Below are 16,728 nucleotides of genomic sequence, written 5' to 3'. Positions count from 1 at the left end.
CGCCCCCTCGCTTTTACCCGCGCGCCGTGAACGTCCGGACATGACCGAGGTCGAAATCGAATACTGCGTCCCCTGTGGGTTCCTCGACCGCGCCGAGGAGCTACAGCACGCGCTGCTCGAACAGTTCGGCGACCGCCTCGACCGCGTGGCGCTCGTCACGGGCGACCACGGCGTCCTCACCGTCACCGTCGACGGCGAGCGCGTCTGGGACAAGTCGGAAGACGCGTTCGACCCGGACCTCGTGCTCCGGCGGGTCCGCCCGCACGTCGGCTGATCGGGAGACCCGTGAAATCACTCGAACACGCCGTCGTCGGCGCGGTTGCCGGCACGGCCGCCGCGCTCGCCGTGGACCCGCCGGGGAGCCTGCCGCTTCTCGTCGCTGGCGCGGTCCTCGTGAGCGTCTTCATCGACCTCGACCACTTCGTCATCGCCCGCGTCCAGCGCGGTGACTGGGCGAACCTGCGGCTCGCGGTGACGAATCCGCGGGTCGGCCTGCTCGACCAAGAGCAAGTGTTCGAGGAGTTCGACACCGAGTTCGACCGGAAGCGCCTCCTGAGCCACCACCTCGTCGGCGGCGTCGCGGTCGGCGCGCTCGCGCTCTCGGGAGTCGGGTCGCTCGCGGCGTTCCTCGCGGTCGTGCTCTACGTCCACGTCGTCTGCGACTTCCTGCGGGACCTCGGCATCGCGTGAAAAGAGTCGAAAGCCACGGAAGCCGCGGTCGGTGTCCGGTCGCCGGTCGCCCGCGGTCGCTTAGTGGCCCCAGCGCCGACCGTCTTCGTCGTAGCGGGCGTTCATGATGCGCTCCCACTGGTCGGACGAGATGTCCACGTCGGCCGCGCCGACGTTCTCGTCGAGTTGCTCGGTCGTCCGCGCGCCGACGATGGGAACGACGGTCGCCTCGGGGTAGTCCATCAGCCAGCGGAGCGCGACCTGCGCGGGGCTGGCGTCGACCTCGTCGGCGACGGCGCGAATCTCGTCGAGCACCTTCCAGCCGCGCTCGGAGACGTAGAACCGGTCGAACCGCTCGTCGAACGACCCGCGCGCGCCGTCGGGCGCGACGTACTCAGTCGGGTCGTCGGAGTCGGCGCGCTCGTACTTGCCCGTGAGGAAGCCGCCCGCGAGCGGCGAGTACGGACAGACCGCGATGTCCTGGTCGCCGCACACGTCGAGGTAGTCTTTCACGTCCTCGTAGTAGCCGGCGTGGAACAGCGGCTGAGTCACGTCGAATCGGGCGTAGTCGTTGACGTCGGACTTCCACAGCGCCTTCGTGAGCTGCCAGGAGGCCATCGTGGACGCGCCGAGGTAGTTGACTTTCCCCTCCTCGACGAGGCCGTTGAGCGCCCGGAGCGTCTCCTCGATGGGCGTCTCCTCGTCCCAGCGGTGGATGTAGTAGAGGTCGAGGTAGTCGGTGTCGAGGCGGTCGAGCGTCCCCTCGATTTGGTTGCGGATGTGCGTCCGCGAGAGGCCGCGCCCGTTAGGGTTGTCCTCGTCGAACGGGAAGTACACCTTCGAGGCGAGCACGTAGTCCTCGCGGTCGCGCTCGGCCAGCCAGTTACCGATGTACTCCTCGGACGTGCCGTTCGGGTTGCCGTAGACGTTGGCGGTGTCGATGAAGTTCCCACCGCGCTCCTCGAACGCGTCGAGGAGTTCGTGGGCCTCCTCCTCGTCGGTCTCCAGGACGCCGCTGCTCTTTCGACCGAATCGCCACGTGCCGAAGCACAGTTCCGAGACGCGGGTGCCGGTCGACCCGAGTCGTCGATAGTCGAGGCTCATGGTCGATGTCACGACGGCCGGCGACTAAAGGGTGCGAGTAGCGGCGAGAGGTTCAGCTTTGTCCGTCGGCGTCGGGCGATTCGGCGCGGGTCGTATCCTGCTCGGCTTCGGCACGGTTCGCGTCTGCCTCGAACAGTTCGCGCGTGACCGGCGCGCCGCCGAGCGCGAGCGCGAGGAGGAGAACCCCGAACCCGATGGTGAGGAACCCCTGCGACGGGTTCTCGGCGAGGGCCGCGAGGTGAAGGGCCACACCGACCAACGCGAGCACGACGGCGAACCGCTGGAGGACTGCGTCGTCCATGCCCGACACACACGAGCCACCCGGGAATCCCTTGCGACTCGCCCGCACGCTTTTGCGGCTTCCGCGCGACTGGTACGGCATGTTCAGAGTCGCAGGTATCGGACTCGGAAGCCTCGGCGTGCTGGAGTGCCGCCTCCTCAACGAACTGGAGGGCGTGCGCGTCGTCGCCGGCGTCGACCCCGCAGACGAGGTTCGCGAGAAGTTCGGCGACGAGTTCGACGTGCCGACCTACGAGACGACCGAGGAACTGCTGGACGCCGAGTTCCTCGACGCGGTGACCATCGCCTCGCCGCACACGAAGCACTTCGACCAGGCGCTCGCGGCGCTCGATGCCGACCTCCACGTCCACCTCGAAAAGCCGATGGTGACCGACCTCGGCGGCGCGCGGGCGCTCATCGACCGCGCCGAGGAGCGCGGCCTCACCCTCGCGGTCGGCTACCAGCGCCACTTCGACCCCCGGTTCCACGAACTACGGCGCGTCATCGACAGCGGTCGCATCGGCGACCCGCACATGGTGGTCTGCCACCTCGAACAGGAGTGGATTCGCTGGACGAAAGACGAGTGGCGCGGCGACCCGTCGCTTTCGGGCGGCGGCCAACTGTACGACTCGGGGTCGCACCTCCTCGACGCGATGCTCTGGGTGACGCGCTCGACGCCGGTGACCGTCGCCGCGGCAGTCGACCACCGCGGCCACGACGTGGACGTGAACTCGGCGCTCGCGGTCGTCCTCGACCGCGACGGCGACCACCTCACCGCGAGCGTCGGCGTCTCCGGCGACGGACAGAGCGTCCCGGAACCCGGCGAGTCGCTCCGCGTCATCGGCACCGAGGGCATGGTCGCCTTCGACGGCGAGACCATCGAGGTGACGGAGGGCGGAACGACCTACACCGCCACGCCGCCGACGCCCGACTTCGAGGAGTTGACCCGGAAGAAGCTCCGGAACTTCGTGGACGCCGCGCGCGACGAGGCCGACCTCGCCATTCCGGCCGAGGACGCCCTCCACGTAACCGCCCTGACCGAGGCGGCCTACGAGTCGTCGACGACGGGCAGACGGGTCAACGTCGACGGCGACGCCTGACGCCCCCGCTCCGGCTTCGAGTGTGGCCCGGGGCGACCCTCAAACGCCGGTCAGCCGGTTCAGCGCGCCCGACGACCCGGTCACGAGCTGTCGGCCGCTCGTACAGACGTAGAGTTCGCCGTCGGGGGCGCGGCCGAACGCGAGGACGTTCGCCCCGCCGTCGTCGCGGTCCGCCACGGGAATCTCAGCGATGTCCCACGGGCGCGACTCGCTCGGGCGGGCGGCGAACAGTCTCCCCTCGGACTGCCAGTCGGCGAAGACGTACGCGCCCGAGAGCGCCGGAATCGACTCGCCGCGGTAGACGTGCCCGCCGATGACGGCCACGCCAGACGGACCGTCCCCGCTGTGGGGGTACTCCAGTACCGGGTCGATGAGCGGCGCGCCGTCGGGCGTCTCGGTCGGGCAGTCGTCGGCGCGGAAGCAGTGTGCGCCCTCGCGGACGTTCCAGCCGTAGTTGCCGCCGCGCTCCAAGAGATTCACCTCCTCCCACGCTCCCTGTCCCACGTCGGCGACGTAGCAGTCTTCGCCGTCGAACGAGAGCCGCCACGGGTTTCTGAGCCCCCACGCGTACTGCTCGTCGCGGCCGTCGGAGCCGACGAGCGGGTTGTCCTCGGGAACCCCGTAAGGTCGGTCGTCGTCGCCGGAGACGCCGCCGGTCGAGTCCACGTCGATGCGGAGGACGCTCCCGAGGAGGTTCTCGGTCACGTCCTGCCCGTTGCCGCCCGGGACCGCGTCGTACCAGTCGTCGACGTGGCCGCGACCCTCGTCGTTCGCGCCGCCGCCGTCGCCCGTGGCGACGTAGAGGTAGCCGTCCGGGCCGAACGCGACGGCTCCGGCGTTGTGGTTCGACTGGGGTTCGGGGAGTTCGAGCAGCGTCCGCTCGGAGTCGGCCGAGACGGTCGTCGCCTCGGGGTCGACCGTCAGTTCACTCAGGACGAACGTGTGGCTGTAGTTGGAGGGAGTCCCGGAGCGTCGCGGGGCGCTGTACCGGAGGTAGAGCCGCCCGTCGTCGGCGAACTCGGGGTGGAAGGCGACGCCGAGGAAGCCGCGTTCGTCGTAGCCGCTGAGGTCGACGACGCGGTCGGTGATGTCGAGATAGGGCTCGCTCTGTAGTCCCGAGTCGTCGTGGAGCCAGATTCGACCGGGCTGGTCCACGACGAACCGTCGGCTCCCGCCGAACGCCTCGGGAATGGCCACGTCGACCGGCGAGGCAAACCCGGTCGCTAGCGTCTCGTAGGCGACTTCGAGGCCCGAGAGGGAGCCGCCACCCCCGGCATCCGTGGTCGCGGTCGAGCTATCGGTGTCGTCGGATGTCGCGTCGCTGTCAGTCGTTCCGCCAGCGCCGTCGTCGGTCGGCGCGCTCGCACAGCCCGCGAGACCGCCGAGGAGGGTCGCGCCGGTCGCGGCGAGGAAGTGGCGTCGGGAACCGTTCATGTCAACGTAGAACGGCGCGACCGGAGTAAGGCTTGCTACGGTCGGGCCGGAGAGGACTCCTCGTTCGCCCCGCCCCGCGACTCGAATCGAGCGGCGATTCCGAATCCCTTACCACCCGATAGTGACGACGGATACGACATGGACGAGGTACTCGCCGCCGACGGCCTCAGGAAGTCCTACGGCGACGTGGAGGCGCTTTCGGGCGTCTCCCTGTCGGTCGCCGAGGGGGAGGTCTTCGGCCTCATCGGTCCGAACGGCGCGGGGAAGACGACGCTGGTTCGCGCCCTCACGGGCACGACCGCAGTGGACTCGGGGTCGGCGGCCATCCTCGGGCGCGACCCGACCGAGGTGGACCGCCAGCGTCTCGGCGTCCTCCCGCAGGAGTTCCGGCCCGCGGGTCGGCTCTCCGCCCGCGAACTCGTGGCCTACTACGCGGGGCTCTACGACGACGCCCGCAACCCCGACGCGGTGCTCGACGAGGTCGGCCTCGCCGACGCCGCCGACACGTGGTACGAGAACCTCTCGGGCGGCCAACAGCGCCGCACCTGCATCGCGCTGACGCTCGTCAACGACCCCGACGTGCTGTTCTTGGACGAACCAACCACCGGCATCGACCCGGCGGGCCGCCGGTCGCTGTGGGGACTCGTCGAAGACCTCGCCGCCGGTGGGACGACGGTGTTTCTCACCAGCCACTCGATGGAGGAGATAGAGCGCCTCGCCGACCGCGTGGGCCTGCTCAACGCGGGCGAACTCGTCACGGTCGGCCGGCCGGACGACCTCGTCGCCGAGTACGGCGGCGAGAGCCGACTCGTCGTCCGAACCGACGATGACGCCGACGCGGCCCTCGAATCGGTGTCGCTCCCGGCCGCGCTCGACGCGACGGTGTCGGGAGACGGCATCACCGTCCACGGCGTCGGCCCGCGCGACATCGGCGACGTGGTCGCCGCCTTCGACGACGCGGGCGTCGTCTACGAGTCACTCGTCTGGAAGCAGCCCGGTCTCGAAGAGGTCTACCTCTCTCTGACCGGTGAGCAGTTCGAGGCGGCCCGGCCAGCCGCGGCCGCCGCGGTCGGAGGTGACAGATGAGCCTCGCCGCCCGCGTCCGCTCGGAGTTCGTCGCCTCGTGGCACGCGTTCCTCCGGCGGCGGACGGCGGTCTTCTTCACGTTCTTCTTCCCCGCCATCATCGTCGTTATCTTCGGGGCGCTCGTGCAGACCCAGCCGACCGGCGGCGGCCTGTTCGCCGAGCCGAAGGAGTACTACATCGCCGGCTACCTCGCGGTCGTCGTGCTGTTCACCCCGCTGTCGCGGGTCGGCAGCACCATCGCCCGCCACCGCGAGGGAAGTCGCTTCGAGAAGCTGGCGACGACGCCGCTGTCCCGCGCCGAGTGGCTTCTCGCGCACTCGCTCGTCAACGTCGTCGTCATCGGTCTCGCGGCGCTGTTGCTCCTCGCGCTGTCGGCGCTCGTGACTGGGGCGTCGATTCCGCTGCGGCCCGCGACGCTCGCCATCGTCCCCTTCGTCGCGCTCGGCGTGACGCTCTTTTGCGGCCTCGGGGCCGTCATCGGGAGCGTCGCCGACTCGCAAGACGGCGTCATCGCCGCGAGCAACGCCATCGCGCTTCCCCTGTTGTTCCTCTCGGAGACGTTCGTGACGCCCGACCTGCTGCCGGCGTGGTTCGTCCCGGCGCTGAACCTCTCGCCGCTCACGTACTTCGCCCGCGGCGTCCGGGCGCTCACCTACGGCGGCGGCGACTGGCTCACGAACCTCGCGGTGCTCGCGGCGCTCGCAGTCGCCTTTTTCGCGGCGGGAACGGTGGCGATTCCGCGGACCGACTGAGGGGACGCGGACGCCGCTCGGCCGCCACTCGTGAGTCGGCGCACTCGGGGCGTCCGGGTCGCTCGCGCGGGACCCGACGCGCCCGCAAACTCAAGCCTTAACCCGCGGCCGACCCCACGTGGTGGCATGGTCGAAACTGAGACGTACACCATCGAGGGACCGGACGGAGACACCGAAGCGCTGGAACTCCCCGCGGGCCTCGTCGACATCTTCTCGGAGCAGGGCGAAGACCCGACCGACGTCGTCGCCGACGTCGTCGTGCAGGCGTTCGCACAGCAGGCACACGTCGTCGCTCACCACAGCGAAGGCGGCGCGCCGGCCGACATCGCCGAAATCAACGAGAAGATGGAAGAGCTGTTCGAGGACCGCTTCGGCGTCCCGCTCTCGGACGCGCTCGGCCACTCGCACTAAGCCGCATTCGCGGCTCGCAGTTCGCTGTTTTCTCTGCCGTTCCGAGTCGAAGGCGAGAGCCGGGCGTCTGAGCCGTCGTGACGGGTCCGCCACGCTCAGATGAACGCCAGCGGGACCATGATGACGAAGCCGGCGACGAGCCCCGCGAGCAGTTCGGCCCGACCGCCGCGCGGGAGGCGCTCGCCGAGTTCGAGCGCCTCGGGGATGAACTCCGTGAGGACGAGAAAGACCATCGCGCCCGCGGCGAAGCCGAAGCCGAACGGGAGGAACTCCCGGGCGATGCGGACGAAGTAGAAGGCGATGACCGCGCCGATGGGCTGAGGCAGACTGGAGAAGATAGCCCACCAGACGAGCTTCCAGTTCGAGACGTTCATCGATCGCAGCGGGATGGAGATGGCGAGCCCCTCGGGGACGTTGTGAATCGAGATGGCGATAGTCATGAACACCGCGAGCAGCGGGACGACGAAGCCGAACAGCTGGAAACCGCCGTCGAGGCCGAGGTCGGCGAAGGAGACGCCGACGGCGACGCCCTCGGGGAAACTGTGGACGGTGAGGATGCCGAGAATCAACAGCAGTTTACGGAAGTCGGCCTCCTCGTACTGCTTCGGGTTGACCTCCGCACCCTCGATGACGTGGTGGGCGACGAGGACGAGCGCGACGCCCGCGAGCATCCCGATACCGAGTTGGAGCGGCGTCCCGTTAGCGAGCCCCTCGAAGACGAGCCCGAACAGCGACGCCGACACCATGATGCCCGAGGCGATGCCCCACAGCGCCACGTTCCAGCGGTCGCTCACGTCCGAGACGAAGAAGAACGGAATCGCGCCGAGACCGGTGGCGATGGCCGTGACGAGCCCGGCGAGAAAGACGAACGCGAGAGCGGCAAACTGGTCCATACCGAACGTAGCCACTCGGTGCCGATAAGTATTATCATATCACAGATATTTTTGGCTTACCTAAACAATTGAATGTCCCGTAGAAGGCCCCATATGGTTTAGACGGGCCAAAAAGCCCGGGCAGCGTTAAAATAGATATTCTGATACATCTGTGCGAGCGTCGGTTCGAGGGCAGTAGTCAGCGAAGAAAGGTGTCGGTTCCGCGGTGCGCTCGTACCGGGCGCACCGGGCGGAGCGTGTTCAGTCGTCTGCCGGCGACGCGCCCTCGGGCGAGTCGCTGTCGCCGCCCATCGGGGAGACGGGGGTGGCCGCGACGGAGCGGGCCGACCCCATCCAGCGCTCGACGTTGGCCGAGACGTAGTCGCGCGCGCCGAAGGCGACCGCGCCGCCGACGCCGATGGCGAGGGCCGCGGCGATGCCCCACGCGAACGCCTGCGCGATGGTGAACAGGATGGCCACGTCGATGCCCATCGTGCTCAGGCCGATGACGACGGCGGTGAAGTAGAGGAACATCCGGGTGCCGACCGCGAAGACGCTCGTGTACGGCGTCTCGGTCGCCGCGCGGGTTCGCGTGATGGCGTCACCGATGAAGTCGGCGACGACGAACCCGAGGACGATGACGAGCAGGCCGGCCACGAACGACGGCGCGTACGACGCCGCGGTCGAGACCCATTCGGAGAACAGGTCGACCGCGAGCACGTCGGCGGCCGCGAGGACCGCGATGGCGTAGACGAACCACTTACCGAGCGTCCCGAACGCGCTCGATACCGCCTTTTCTGTTCCGCCGAGAATCTTCCCGACGGGCGTCGCCAACACGGCCTTATCCACCTCGACGCGGTCGGCGATTCGCGTGATGAGTCGGGCCGCGATGCTGCCGATGAACCAGCCGACGATGAGGATTAAGAGCGCGCCCACGAGCCGCGGGACGAACGCGAGCACGGCGTTGGTCAACTCTGCGATGGACTCGGTCAACGTGACTTGTAACGGGTACATTGTTCCGGGTGGAACATCGCGCGCTCAGAGGTTAGTTAAGAATAGTAGAACCATGAATAAAATTATCTCGTAATCGGTACCCTCCGGATTCATCGATATTCGGTGGAAACGGACGATGTGGAGGGTTTCGGGCCGAAGCGCCCGTCACTTGGTTGACCCGCTCGCCGGTGAGACGGTCTTGGGTTCGGTCGCGTCGGCCGCGGTTTAATCCCAGCTTGATTCGTCGCCGCGGTCGGTGGAACCGGCGCGCTCGTCGGCGAGGCGACCGAGCTGTGTCGCGATTTCCTCCATGGCGACGACGAGTCGGGCGGCGTACCAGAGGACGACAATGGTGACGAGGAGGAACACCCACGCGAGAATCTGCTGGGCGATGAGGAGCGCGTAGGCGAGCGTCACCACGAGGAAGACCACGACGGCGACTTTCGCGCCGGTGGTCCGGTGGAGCGGCGTGTCGTCGGTGGGTGTCGACATAACCCGTCGTTTTCGGGGGATGACATTATGTGTTTGGCCGCCACAGGCCGGCGGTGACTACCCCCACTTGACGAGCGTAACCGGCCCAATTCTGTGGTATAAATCACGAATTATCCCGATTAATTGCGCTACTGTATCGTGCCACCAAAGGCCGTGAGAGCGCCCACACCACCGAGTTTATCAGTCAATGACGGGAAGAAACAGGTAATGGGAGAGCTATCCGAATTGTTCGCGCCGAACCGAATCGCGGTGGTCGGTGCGACCGAGCGCGAAGGAGCAATCGGGCGGGCAATCATGGACAACCTCATCGACGAGTTCGACGGTGAGGTCGTTCCGGTCAACCCCAAGTACGACGAACTGTTCGGCCTGCAGTGCTACGGTGATGTCGGCGAGACGGACGCCGACCTCGCGGTCATCGTCGTTCCTCCGAAGGTCGTCCTGCCGGCCATGAAATCCGCCGGGGAAGCGGGTATCCAGAACGTGGTCGTCATCACCGCCGGCTTCGGCGAGACGGGCAGCGAAGGTGCCGCCCGCGAGCAGGAACTCCGCGACATCGCCGAGGAGTACGACCTCAACGTCGTCGGCCCGAACAGTCTGGGCATCATGAACACGGACGTCGGCATGAACGCGACGTTCGGCCCCGACATGGCCCTCGACGGCAACATGTCCTTCATGAGCCAGTCGGGCGCGTTCATCACGGCCGTCATCGACTGGGCAAACGACGAGGACATCGGCTTCAAGGACATCGTCTCTTTGGGTAACAAGGCCGTCCTCGACGAGGCCGACTTCATCGAGGCGTGGAACGACGACCCCGACACCGAGGTCATCATCGGCTACCTCGAAGGCATCTCGGCGGGCCGCGAGTTCATCGACTCCGCCCGCGACGTGACGAAGGACACGCCCATCGTCCTCGTCAAGTCGGGCAAGACCGACGCCGGCGCGCAGGCCGCCTCCTCGCACACCGGCACCATCGCCGGCTCCGACGCCGCCTACGAGGCCGGCCTCGAACAGGCGGGCGTCATCCGCGCGGACTCCGTCCAGCACCTGTTCGACACCGCCCGCGTGCTGGGCGACCAGCCGCTCCCCGAGAACAAGGACGTGGCCGTCATCACGAACGCCGGCGGCCCCGGCGTCATGACGACCGACGCCATCGGCGAGTCGGAACTGCAGATGGCCGACTTCACCGACGAGACGCTCGAAGCCTTCTCCGAGTCGCTCCCCGCCGAGGGGAACATCTACAACCCGGTCGACATCGTCGGCGACGCCGACAACGACCGGTTCAAGGAGGCCCTCGACGTGGCGCTCGCCGACGACAACGTCGGCATGGCGCTCGTCCTGACCTGCCCGACGGCCGTCCTCGACTACAACCAACTCGCCGCCGACACCGTCGAACTCCAACAGAAGTACGACAAGCCCGTCGCCGCCTGTTTCATGGGCGGCGAGCGCGTTGACGCCGCCTCCGACGTGATGAAGGACGCCGGCATCCCGAATTACTTCGACCCCTCGCGCGCCGTCGACGGCCTCGAAGCCCTCTCGAAGTACGCCGACATCCGCCAGCGCGAGTACGACGCGCCCACCGAGTTCGACGTGGACCGCGAGCGCGCCCGCGAAATCCTCGAAACCGTCAAGGAGCGCGACGAGACCCGCCTCGGCGTCGAGGCGATGGAACTGCTCGACGCCTACGGCATCGAGACGCCGACCGGCGACATCGTCGACGACCCCGCGGACGCCCTCGAAGTCGCGGAGCGCATCGACGGCGACGTCGTGATGAAAATCGTCAGCCCGGACATCCTCCACAAGTCCGACATCGGCGGCGTCAAGGTCGGCGTCGAAAACGAGGACGTCTACGACGCCTACGAGGACCTCATCACCCGCGCGAAGAACTACCAGCCCGACGCCAACATCCTCGGCGTGCAGGTCCAAGAGATGGTGAACCTCGACGACGGCGTCGAGACCATCGTCGGCATGAACCGTGACCCGCAGTTCGGCCCGCTCATGATGTTCGGTCTCGGCGGCATCTTCGTGGAAATCCTCGAGGACACGACGTTCCGCGTCGCGCCCGTCTCCGAGGTAGAAGCCGAAGACATGACGAAGGAAATCGACGCCGCGCCGATGCTCCGCGGTGCCCGCGGTAACGACCCGGTGGACATCGGCGGCATCACGGAGACCATCCAGCGGCTCTCCCAACTGGTCACTGACTTCCCCGCAATCCTCGAACTCGACATCAACCCGCTCGTCGCGCTGCCCGACGGCGTGAAGGCCGTCGACGTTCGACTCACCGTCGACCCGGACGAACTTTAAACACTTCACCACCCTACCATTCAACAATGAACACGGTACTCGTCACCTCGACCGGAGAAAGCACCGGGAAGACCGCAATCACGCTCGCACTCGGCGTCCTCGCCAAGGAGCGCGGACTGGACGTGGGCTACATGAAGCCCAAGGGCACCCGCCTGCAGTCCAGCACCGGCAAGACCCTCGACGAGGACCCGATGCTCGCCCGCGAACTGCTCGACATCGACGCCGAGATGCACCAGCTCGAACCCGTCGTCTACTCCCCGACGTTCATCCAGGGCGCGGTCCGCGGCAAGGAGAACGCCGAGGAGCTTTCGGAGGTCATCTCCCACCACTTCGAGGACATCTCGGCCGGCAAGGACCTGATGCTCATCGAGGGCGGCGGCTCCTACCGCACCGGCGGCATCGTGGACCTCACCGACGGCGACGTGGCGAACCTCCTCGACGCCGAGGTCATCCTCGTCGCCGACTACCAGCACCCGAGCGACCTCGACGACGTGGTCGCGGCGGTCGAAGACATCGGCCCCGACCGCCTCGCGGGCGTCGTGTTCAACCGCGTGAGCGACGCCTCCTACGACGAACTCGAAACCGAGGTCGCGCCGTTCCTCGAAGCCCGCGGCGTCCCCGTCCTCGGCGTCGTCCCGACCGAAAAGGACCTCGCGGGCGTCACCGTCGAGGAACTCGCGAACGAACTCGGCGCCGACTTCGCCACCGACGCGCCGACCGACGCCTTCGTCGAGCGCTTCCTCGTCGGCGCGATGGGCGGCGACGCGGCGCTCCGCTACTTCCGCCGCACGAAGAACGCCGCAGTCATTACCGGCGGCGACCGCGCGAACATCCAGCGCGCCGCGCTCGAAGCCCCCGGCGTCAAATGTATCATCCTCACCGGCGGCCACCGACCCGTCGGGGCCGTCATCGGCAAGGCCGAAGAGAAGGGCGTCCCGGTGCTCCTCGTCAACGGCGACACCCTCTCTGTGACCGACCGCGCCGAGGACATCGTCAGCACGGGCCGCACCCGCGACGAGCGCACGGTCAACCGGATGCGCGACCTACTGTACGAACACGCCGACATCGACGCCATCATCGGAAACATCGAACCCTCCGGTGACGGCGCGGCCGACGGCGACGACGACGACGACGAGTAACGACCGACGCGACGGCACCACCGACTGCGTTGCTTTTTTCAGACTTCTGACTCAGACCCCGCTCTCGCCGCCTTCGACCCCGTCGAGGTAGTCGTTGACGAGCGACGGCGCGACGACGCCGACGGCGAGCAGCGCGAGAAACGAGAGGGCGAACTGGTCGGTGGCCGATTCCACGAGATACGCGACGGGGAGGGCGGCGAGAACGAACACGGTGACAACGAGCGTCTGTCGGGAGACCATACGCCCGCTACGGTAGTCAGCGAGTTAACAGCTTTGCGCCTAACAGCGCCAGCCGCGGTCGGTGTCGTTCAGGAGTTCCGCGCCGTCATCGGTGACGACGACGAGGTCCTCGATTCGGACGCCGAACTCGTCGGGGAGGTAGATTCCCGGCTCGACGCTGAAGACGTTCCCGACCTCGAGTTCGCGGTCGCTCCCGGCGACGATGTAGGGTTCCTCGTGCACGTCGAGGCCGACGCCGTGGCCGGTCCGATGGATGAAGCGGTCGCCGTAGCCCGCCTCCTCGATGACCTCGCGGGCCGCGCGGTCGACGTCGCCGGCAGTGACGCCCGGTTCGACGGTCTCGACGGCGGCGGTCCGGGCGGCCTGCACGACGCCGTGGACCTCGGCGAACGCCGCGGGCGGCTCGCCGGCGAAGACGACGGTCCGCGTCTGGTCGCTCGGGTAGTGGTCGACGACGGTGCCGAAGTCGAGGACGACCGGGTCGCCCGACTCGATGACGCGGTCGCCGTGGCTGTGGTGTGGCATCGCCCCGTTCGGGCCGGAGCCGACGAGCGGCCCGAAGGGAATCCCCTCGCCACCCTCGTCAGAGAGGAGTCGCTCGATTTCCGCGGCGAGTTCGTTCTCGGTCATGCCGACAGCGTCCTCTCCCATGTCGCGGACGCGCTCGACCGCGCGGTCGACGGCCGCACCAGCGCGGCGGAGCGCGTCGAGTTCGGCGTCGTCCTTCCGCGCGCGGAGCGGAGCGACGACCTCGCTCGCGAGACCGAAGTCGGCGTCGGGGAGCGTCACCCGGAGGTCCTGCGAGAAACGGGCCCACATCGTGTCGTCGACGAGGACGCGCCCGCCGGCGAGGCCGAGGTCCGAGACCACGTCGGCGAGGGCGTCACGCGGGTCGTCGTCGTCGCTCCACGTGCGCACGTCCGCGACCCACGACTCGGCGCGGACCTGCGTCTCGTAGAGGTCGGGGACGAGAAACACCGGTTCGCCCTCGCGGGAGACGAAAAGCAGTAGGTGGCGCTCCGCGGGTTCCTCGTCGAAGCCCGAGAGGTACAGCAGGTTTCGGCTGGGGAACAGTACAGCGGCGTCGGCGTCCGCGTCGGCCAGTCGCTCCTGACAGGCGCGGGTCCGTCGTTCGAAGGGCGTCATGCGAGTGGGTACGGGCGGCGGATGAAAAGCGTGGGCGGTCCTACGCCCCGAGGTCGAGCGGGTCGTAAAGCTGGCCGGTGATGGACTCGAAGGCGTCGGAGGCGGTCACGAGACCGACTACGGAGCCGCCTTCGGGGTCGCGGACCATGGCGAGTTCCTGATTCTCCGCCTGGAAGCGGTCGATGAGGTCGCTGACCGAGAGGTCCGAGGGGACCGAAAGCGGGGGCGCGGCGATATCTTCGAGCCGGCGGTCGCCCGACTGGAGGCGGTCGATGTTCGAGAGGACCGTCGGCGCGTAGACGACGCCCCGAACGTCGTCCAGCGAGTCGCTGACGAGCGGGAACCGCGAGTGCTGGGGGTTCGCCCGGATTCGTTCGAGGCTCTCGTCGGTGCTCGCGTCGACCGAGAGCGCGACGACGCGGTCCGCGGGGACCATCACGTCGCGGACGGGTAACTCGCCGATTCGAAGCGCGTTCAGGACCTCCTCGCGGCGGTCCTCGGGAAGCGAACCCTGCGCGAGGATGTCGCCCATCTGGCTACGAACCTCCCCCCGGGTGAGCCGAGCGCCTTCGCCCGTGGAGCCGTCGCCACCCTCCTCCTCGTCGATTTCGGCTTCCTGCCACGACCGGGTTATCTCGACGCCGACGAGCGACAGCAGGCGCTTTGCCAGCCAGTCGGCGACGACGATGACCGGGTACATCAGCTTCGTCCAGCCGTACAGCACGGGCGCGGTGTACTTCGCCACCGTGCGAGAGCGCTCGACGCCGAGGTACGTCGGCACCTGCTCGCCGAGGACGACGTGCGAGAGGTTGATGACGACGAGCGCCAGACCCACCGATAGCGACGTGTGGGAACCCGCCGCCCCGCCACCGCCGAGGACCGCGTTGAAGGTGGCCGCGACGGCCGGTTCGGCGACGACGCCGAGGCCGACGCTGGCGATGGTAATCCCAACCTGACAGCCCGAGAGGTACACCTCCAGCCGCTCCGTCATCTCCCACGCCAGTTCGAGACCGCGAGAGCCCTCGAAGGCGGACTCGTCGAACTGCGGGACGCGCGTCATCGCGAACTCCGAGACGACGAAGAAAGCGTTCGCGAGCAACAACACGAGGCCACCGCCGAGCCGAAGCGCGGTTTCGACACCTACCATGTGAGCCGAGCGTTCGAACCCGACTCCCCTGAGCGTGTCGGCTCCAGTACGACGTTGTGGTTTTTCGAGGAATTATTTTAAACTCAAAAATGTGCCGTAACAACTATGTTTTTGACGGCCGCGGTGTCTGGTATGCGTCAGCAACACAGGCGAACGTTCCTGAAGCTAAGTGGTTCCCTCCTCGGTGGGGTCGCCGCCGGGTCGACCGTCGTCGCGGCCGAGCGGACCGACCGGTTCATCGTCGACCTCGGGAGCGGCAACGTGTCGGCGGCGACGAGCGCCGACCTAGAGGTCGTCTACGACCTCTCGCCGGCCGGCGTGGTGGTCGTCGAGGGAAGCGAGTCAGCCGTCTCCGCACTGAACGCGGCCTACGCGCCCGACGTGGAGATCGCACTCGACGCGCCGGCGGTCGGCGACGTGGCCCCGGCGGACGCGGTCGACGAACCCGGCTACGACGCGCAGTGGGACAAACAGAGCCAGCGGATTCCCGCGGTCCACGACGTGACCCGGGGCGAGGGCGCGCGCGTCGCCGTCATCGACACCGGCGTCGCCGCCGACCACCCGGACCTCGAACACGCGGTCAACACGTCGCTGTCGCGGAACTTCACCGGCGACGAGTTCGGAGCGGGCGTCCCCGCGGGCGGCGACCACGGCACCCACGTCGCGGGCATCGTCGCCGCGAACGACGAAAACGAGACGGGCGTCGTCGGCTCCGCGCCGGGGGCCGAAATCGTGGACTGCCGCGTGTTCTCGCCGAACTCGCTCGCCTCGTTCGCCGACATCCTCGCGGCCGTCGTCTACAGCGCCGAAATCGGCTGCGACGCCGCGAACCTCAGCCTCGGTGCCTACCCGGTCCCGCGACAGGGCGAAGGGAAGTTCTACGGCAAGGTGTTGAACAAGACGATGACCTACGCCAACCGCTCGGGGACCGTCCTCGCTATCGCCGCCGGCAACGACAGCGCGGACCTCCAGCACGACGGCGGCCTCATCAGCCTCCCCAACGAGGGGGCACAGGCGCTCAGCGTCAGCGCGACCGGGCCGAAAGGCACCGCCTTCGACGCGGGCAACGAGGAAGAGGGACCGGAGACACCGGCGTTCTACACGAACTACGGGACCAACGCAGTCGGCGTGGCCGCACCGGGCGGCGACGCCCTCCTGTCCGCACAGGAGACGCATCCCGACGCGTGGTTCTACGACCTCGTCTACAACACGGTGTCGACGCCCTCGTACGACGACGACGGGAACTACGTCGGCTCGGCGAACGGCTACGGCTGGAAGGCCGGCACCTCGATGGCCGCGCCGCAGGTCGCCGCCGCCGTCGCGCTCGTCCGATCGGTCGATCCGGGCCTGAACGCGAATCAGGTCGCGTCGAAACTCGGCCGAACCGCGACCGTCCCCGAGGGGTCCGACAAGGAGTACTACGGAGCCGGCTACCTCGACCCGCTGGCCGCCGTCACCGAGTAACGACCCCATCGAGACACCTCTCAGGCCCCCGAGAGAGTCACCGAGCGACGTGATACCTTAGCTCTCGAACACCTTTATCTCGCGAGGCGTCGCATTGTC

18 protein-coding genes are annotated in these 16,728 nt (G+C 68.0%); 9 read left to right on the top strand and 9 right to left on the bottom strand.

Going from position 1 to position 16,728, the window contains the following annotated elements; all coding sequences use genetic code 11:
- The first annotated feature begins 40 nt into the window (after nt 1-40).
- Together AM590_RS15145 and AM590_RS15140 are read left to right on the top strand one after the other, a co-directional pair.
- Nucleotides 41-274 carry a SelT/SelW/SelH family protein gene (locus AM590_RS15145; RefSeq protein WP_058828195.1) on the top strand — a complete coding sequence of 78 codons (234 nt, stop codon included), beginning with the start codon at nt 41-43 and terminating at the stop codon, nt 272-274.
- Between the two features lie 11 nt (nt 275-285).
- Entirely contained in the window at nt 286-690 is a 405-nt protein-coding gene (locus tag AM590_RS15140) for a metal-dependent hydrolase (RefSeq protein WP_058828194.1), read from the top strand.
- Nucleotides 691-750: 60 nt separating this feature from the next.
- On the opposite strand, the gene AM590_RS15135 is transcribed toward AM590_RS15140, so the two are convergent.
- Nucleotides 751-1,773: an aldo/keto reductase gene (locus tag AM590_RS15135; protein WP_058828193.1), complete on the bottom strand. Its 1,023-nt coding sequence runs from the start codon at nt 1,771-1,773 to the stop codon at nt 751-753.
- Nucleotides 1,774-1,825: 52 nt separating this feature from the next.
- The gene (locus AM590_RS15130) at nt 1,826-2,074 is read right to left on the bottom strand and encodes a hypothetical protein (protein ID WP_058828192.1); all 249 of its coding nucleotides are present in this window, start codon (nt 2,072-2,074) and stop codon (nt 1,826-1,828) included.
- 79 nt (nt 2,075-2,153) lie between these two features.
- On the opposite strand from AM590_RS15130, the gene AM590_RS15125 reads away from it, so the two are divergent.
- Nucleotides 2,154-3,152 (top strand): Gfo/Idh/MocA family protein, encoded by a 999-nt coding sequence (locus AM590_RS15125; protein WP_058828191.1) that lies wholly within the window; start codon nt 2,154-2,156, stop codon nt 3,150-3,152.
- 39 nt (nt 3,153-3,191) lie between these two features.
- Here the strand turns inward: AM590_RS15125 and AM590_RS15120 are convergent, their stop codons facing one another.
- Entirely contained in the window at nt 3,192-4,586 is a 1,395-nt protein-coding gene (locus AM590_RS15120; protein ID WP_058828190.1) for a sorbosone dehydrogenase family protein, read from the bottom strand.
- A 138-nt stretch (nt 4,587-4,724) separates the two neighbouring features.
- On the opposite strand from AM590_RS15120, the gene AM590_RS15115 reads away from it, so the two are divergent.
- The 3 genes from AM590_RS15115 (at nt 4,725) to AM590_RS15105 (ending at nt 6,835) form a co-directional block, all read left to right on the top strand.
- On the top strand, nt 4,725-5,672 hold the full coding sequence (locus AM590_RS15115; protein WP_058828189.1) for an ABC transporter ATP-binding protein: 948 nt from the start codon (nt 4,725-4,727) through the stop codon (nt 5,670-5,672).
- Complete coding sequence (locus tag AM590_RS15110) at nt 5,669-6,424, top strand: ABC transporter permease (protein ID WP_058828188.1); 756 nt, start codon at nt 5,669-5,671, stop codon at nt 6,422-6,424. The genes AM590_RS15115 and AM590_RS15110 overlap by 4 nt, the downstream gene beginning before the upstream one ends.
- Before the next feature lie 126 nt (nt 6,425-6,550).
- Nucleotides 6,551-6,835: a hypothetical protein gene (locus tag AM590_RS15105; RefSeq protein WP_008092543.1), complete on the top strand. Its 285-nt coding sequence runs from the start codon at nt 6,551-6,553 to the stop codon at nt 6,833-6,835.
- A 95-nt stretch (nt 6,836-6,930) separates the two neighbouring features.
- On the opposite strand, the gene AM590_RS15100 is transcribed toward AM590_RS15105, so the two are convergent.
- From AM590_RS15100 to AM590_RS15090, 3 genes are all read right to left on the bottom strand, one after another.
- Complete coding sequence (locus tag AM590_RS15100; protein ID WP_058828187.1) at nt 6,931-7,728, bottom strand: ZIP family metal transporter; 798 nt, start codon at nt 7,726-7,728, stop codon at nt 6,931-6,933.
- Nucleotides 7,729-7,968: 240 nt separating this feature from the next.
- Complete coding sequence (locus AM590_RS15095; RefSeq protein ID WP_058828186.1) at nt 7,969-8,721, bottom strand: hypothetical protein; 753 nt, start codon at nt 8,719-8,721, stop codon at nt 7,969-7,971.
- 204 nt (nt 8,722-8,925) lie between these two features.
- A complete protein-coding gene (locus AM590_RS15090) occupies nt 8,926-9,192 on the bottom strand; it encodes a hypothetical protein (protein WP_058828185.1) in 267 nt (88 codons plus the stop codon).
- A 207-nt stretch (nt 9,193-9,399) separates the two neighbouring features.
- Here AM590_RS15090 and AM590_RS15085 point away from each other — a divergent pair, with 207 nt between their 5' ends.
- Both AM590_RS15085 and AM590_RS15080 read left to right on the top strand, forming a co-directional pair.
- Entirely contained in the window at nt 9,400-11,493 is a 2,094-nt protein-coding gene (locus AM590_RS15085; protein WP_058828184.1) for an acetate--CoA ligase family protein, read from the top strand.
- Between the two features lie 26 nt (nt 11,494-11,519).
- On the top strand, nt 11,520-12,632 hold the full coding sequence (locus AM590_RS15080; RefSeq protein WP_058828183.1) for a phosphotransacetylase family protein: 1,113 nt from the start codon (nt 11,520-11,522) through the stop codon (nt 12,630-12,632).
- Between the two features lie 51 nt (nt 12,633-12,683).
- Here AM590_RS15080 and AM590_RS15075 read toward each other — a convergent pair whose 3' ends face one another.
- Genes AM590_RS15075 through AM590_RS15065 form a run of 3 tightly spaced genes read right to left on the bottom strand, consistent with a single transcriptional unit; the run spans nt 12,684 to nt 15,165 of the window.
- The gene (locus AM590_RS15075; protein ID WP_058828182.1) at nt 12,684-12,872 is read right to left on the bottom strand and encodes a hypothetical protein; all 189 of its coding nucleotides are present in this window, start codon (nt 12,870-12,872) and stop codon (nt 12,684-12,686) included.
- 39 nt (nt 12,873-12,911) lie between these two features.
- The gene (locus AM590_RS15070) at nt 12,912-14,018 is read right to left on the bottom strand and encodes a Xaa-Pro peptidase family protein (RefSeq protein WP_058828181.1); all 1,107 of its coding nucleotides are present in this window, start codon (nt 14,016-14,018) and stop codon (nt 12,912-12,914) included.
- A 40-nt stretch (nt 14,019-14,058) separates the two neighbouring features.
- Nucleotides 14,059-15,165, bottom strand: a complete 1,107-nt coding sequence (locus tag AM590_RS15065) for a hemolysin family protein (protein WP_058828180.1) — start codon at nt 15,163-15,165, stop codon at nt 14,059-14,061.
- Between the two features lie 132 nt (nt 15,166-15,297).
- On the opposite strand from AM590_RS15065, the gene AM590_RS15060 reads away from it, so the two are divergent.
- Nucleotides 15,298-16,629, top strand: a complete 1,332-nt coding sequence (locus AM590_RS15060) for a S8 family serine peptidase (RefSeq protein WP_058828179.1) — start codon at nt 15,298-15,300, stop codon at nt 16,627-16,629.
- Nucleotides 16,630-16,728: the final 99 nt, after the last annotated feature.

The sequence above is a fragment of the Haloferax sp. Q22 genome, from assembly GCF_001482285.1.
In the GTDB taxonomy this organism is placed as follows: Archaea; Halobacteriota; Halobacteria; order Halobacteriales; family Haloferacaceae; genus Haloferax.
This window is presented reverse-complemented; position numbering and strand designations above follow the sequence as displayed.

Bases quoted from the DNA above. Each gene is read 5' to 3' on its own strand.
- AM590_RS15095 (WP_058828186.1), bottom strand. From the start codon at position 8,721: ATGTACCCGTTACAAGTCACGTTGACCGAGTCCATCGCAGAGTTGACC.
- AM590_RS15065 (WP_058828180.1), bottom strand. From the start codon at position 15,165: ATGGTAGGTGTCGAAACCGCGCTTCGGCTCGGCGGTGGCCTCGTGTTG.
- AM590_RS15135 (WP_058828193.1), bottom strand. From the start codon at position 1,773: ATGAGCCTCGACTATCGACGACTCGGGTCGACCGGCACCCGCGTCTCG.
- AM590_RS15060 (WP_058828179.1), top strand. From the start codon at position 15,298: ATGCGTCAGCAACACAGGCGAACGTTCCTGAAGCTAAGTGGTTCCCTC.
- AM590_RS15120 (WP_058828190.1), bottom strand. From the start codon at position 4,586: ATGAACGGTTCCCGACGCCACTTCCTCGCCGCGACCGGCGCGACCCTC.
- AM590_RS15105 (WP_008092543.1), top strand. From the start codon at position 6,551: ATGGTCGAAACTGAGACGTACACCATCGAGGGACCGGACGGAGACACC.
- AM590_RS15085 (WP_058828184.1), top strand. From the start codon at position 9,400: ATGGGAGAGCTATCCGAATTGTTCGCGCCGAACCGAATCGCGGTGGTC.
- AM590_RS15130 (WP_058828192.1), bottom strand. From the start codon at position 2,074: ATGGACGACGCAGTCCTCCAGCGGTTCGCCGTCGTGCTCGCGTTGGTC.
- AM590_RS15090 (WP_058828185.1), bottom strand. From the start codon at position 9,192: ATGTCGACACCCACCGACGACACGCCGCTCCACCGGACCACCGGCGCG.
- AM590_RS15145 (WP_058828195.1), top strand. From the start codon at position 41: ATGACCGAGGTCGAAATCGAATACTGCGTCCCCTGTGGGTTCCTCGAC.
- AM590_RS15100 (WP_058828187.1), bottom strand. From the start codon at position 7,728: ATGGACCAGTTTGCCGCTCTCGCGTTCGTCTTTCTCGCCGGGCTCGTC.
- AM590_RS15070 (WP_058828181.1), bottom strand. From the start codon at position 14,018: ATGACGCCCTTCGAACGACGGACCCGCGCCTGTCAGGAGCGACTGGCC.
- AM590_RS15075 (WP_058828182.1), bottom strand. From the start codon at position 12,872: ATGGTCTCCCGACAGACGCTCGTTGTCACCGTGTTCGTTCTCGCCGCC.
- AM590_RS15125 (WP_058828191.1), top strand. From the start codon at position 2,154: ATGTTCAGAGTCGCAGGTATCGGACTCGGAAGCCTCGGCGTGCTGGAG.
- AM590_RS15110 (WP_058828188.1), top strand. From the start codon at position 5,669: ATGAGCCTCGCCGCCCGCGTCCGCTCGGAGTTCGTCGCCTCGTGGCAC.
- AM590_RS15080 (WP_058828183.1), top strand. From the start codon at position 11,520: ATGAACACGGTACTCGTCACCTCGACCGGAGAAAGCACCGGGAAGACC.
- AM590_RS15115 (WP_058828189.1), top strand. From the start codon at position 4,725: ATGGACGAGGTACTCGCCGCCGACGGCCTCAGGAAGTCCTACGGCGAC.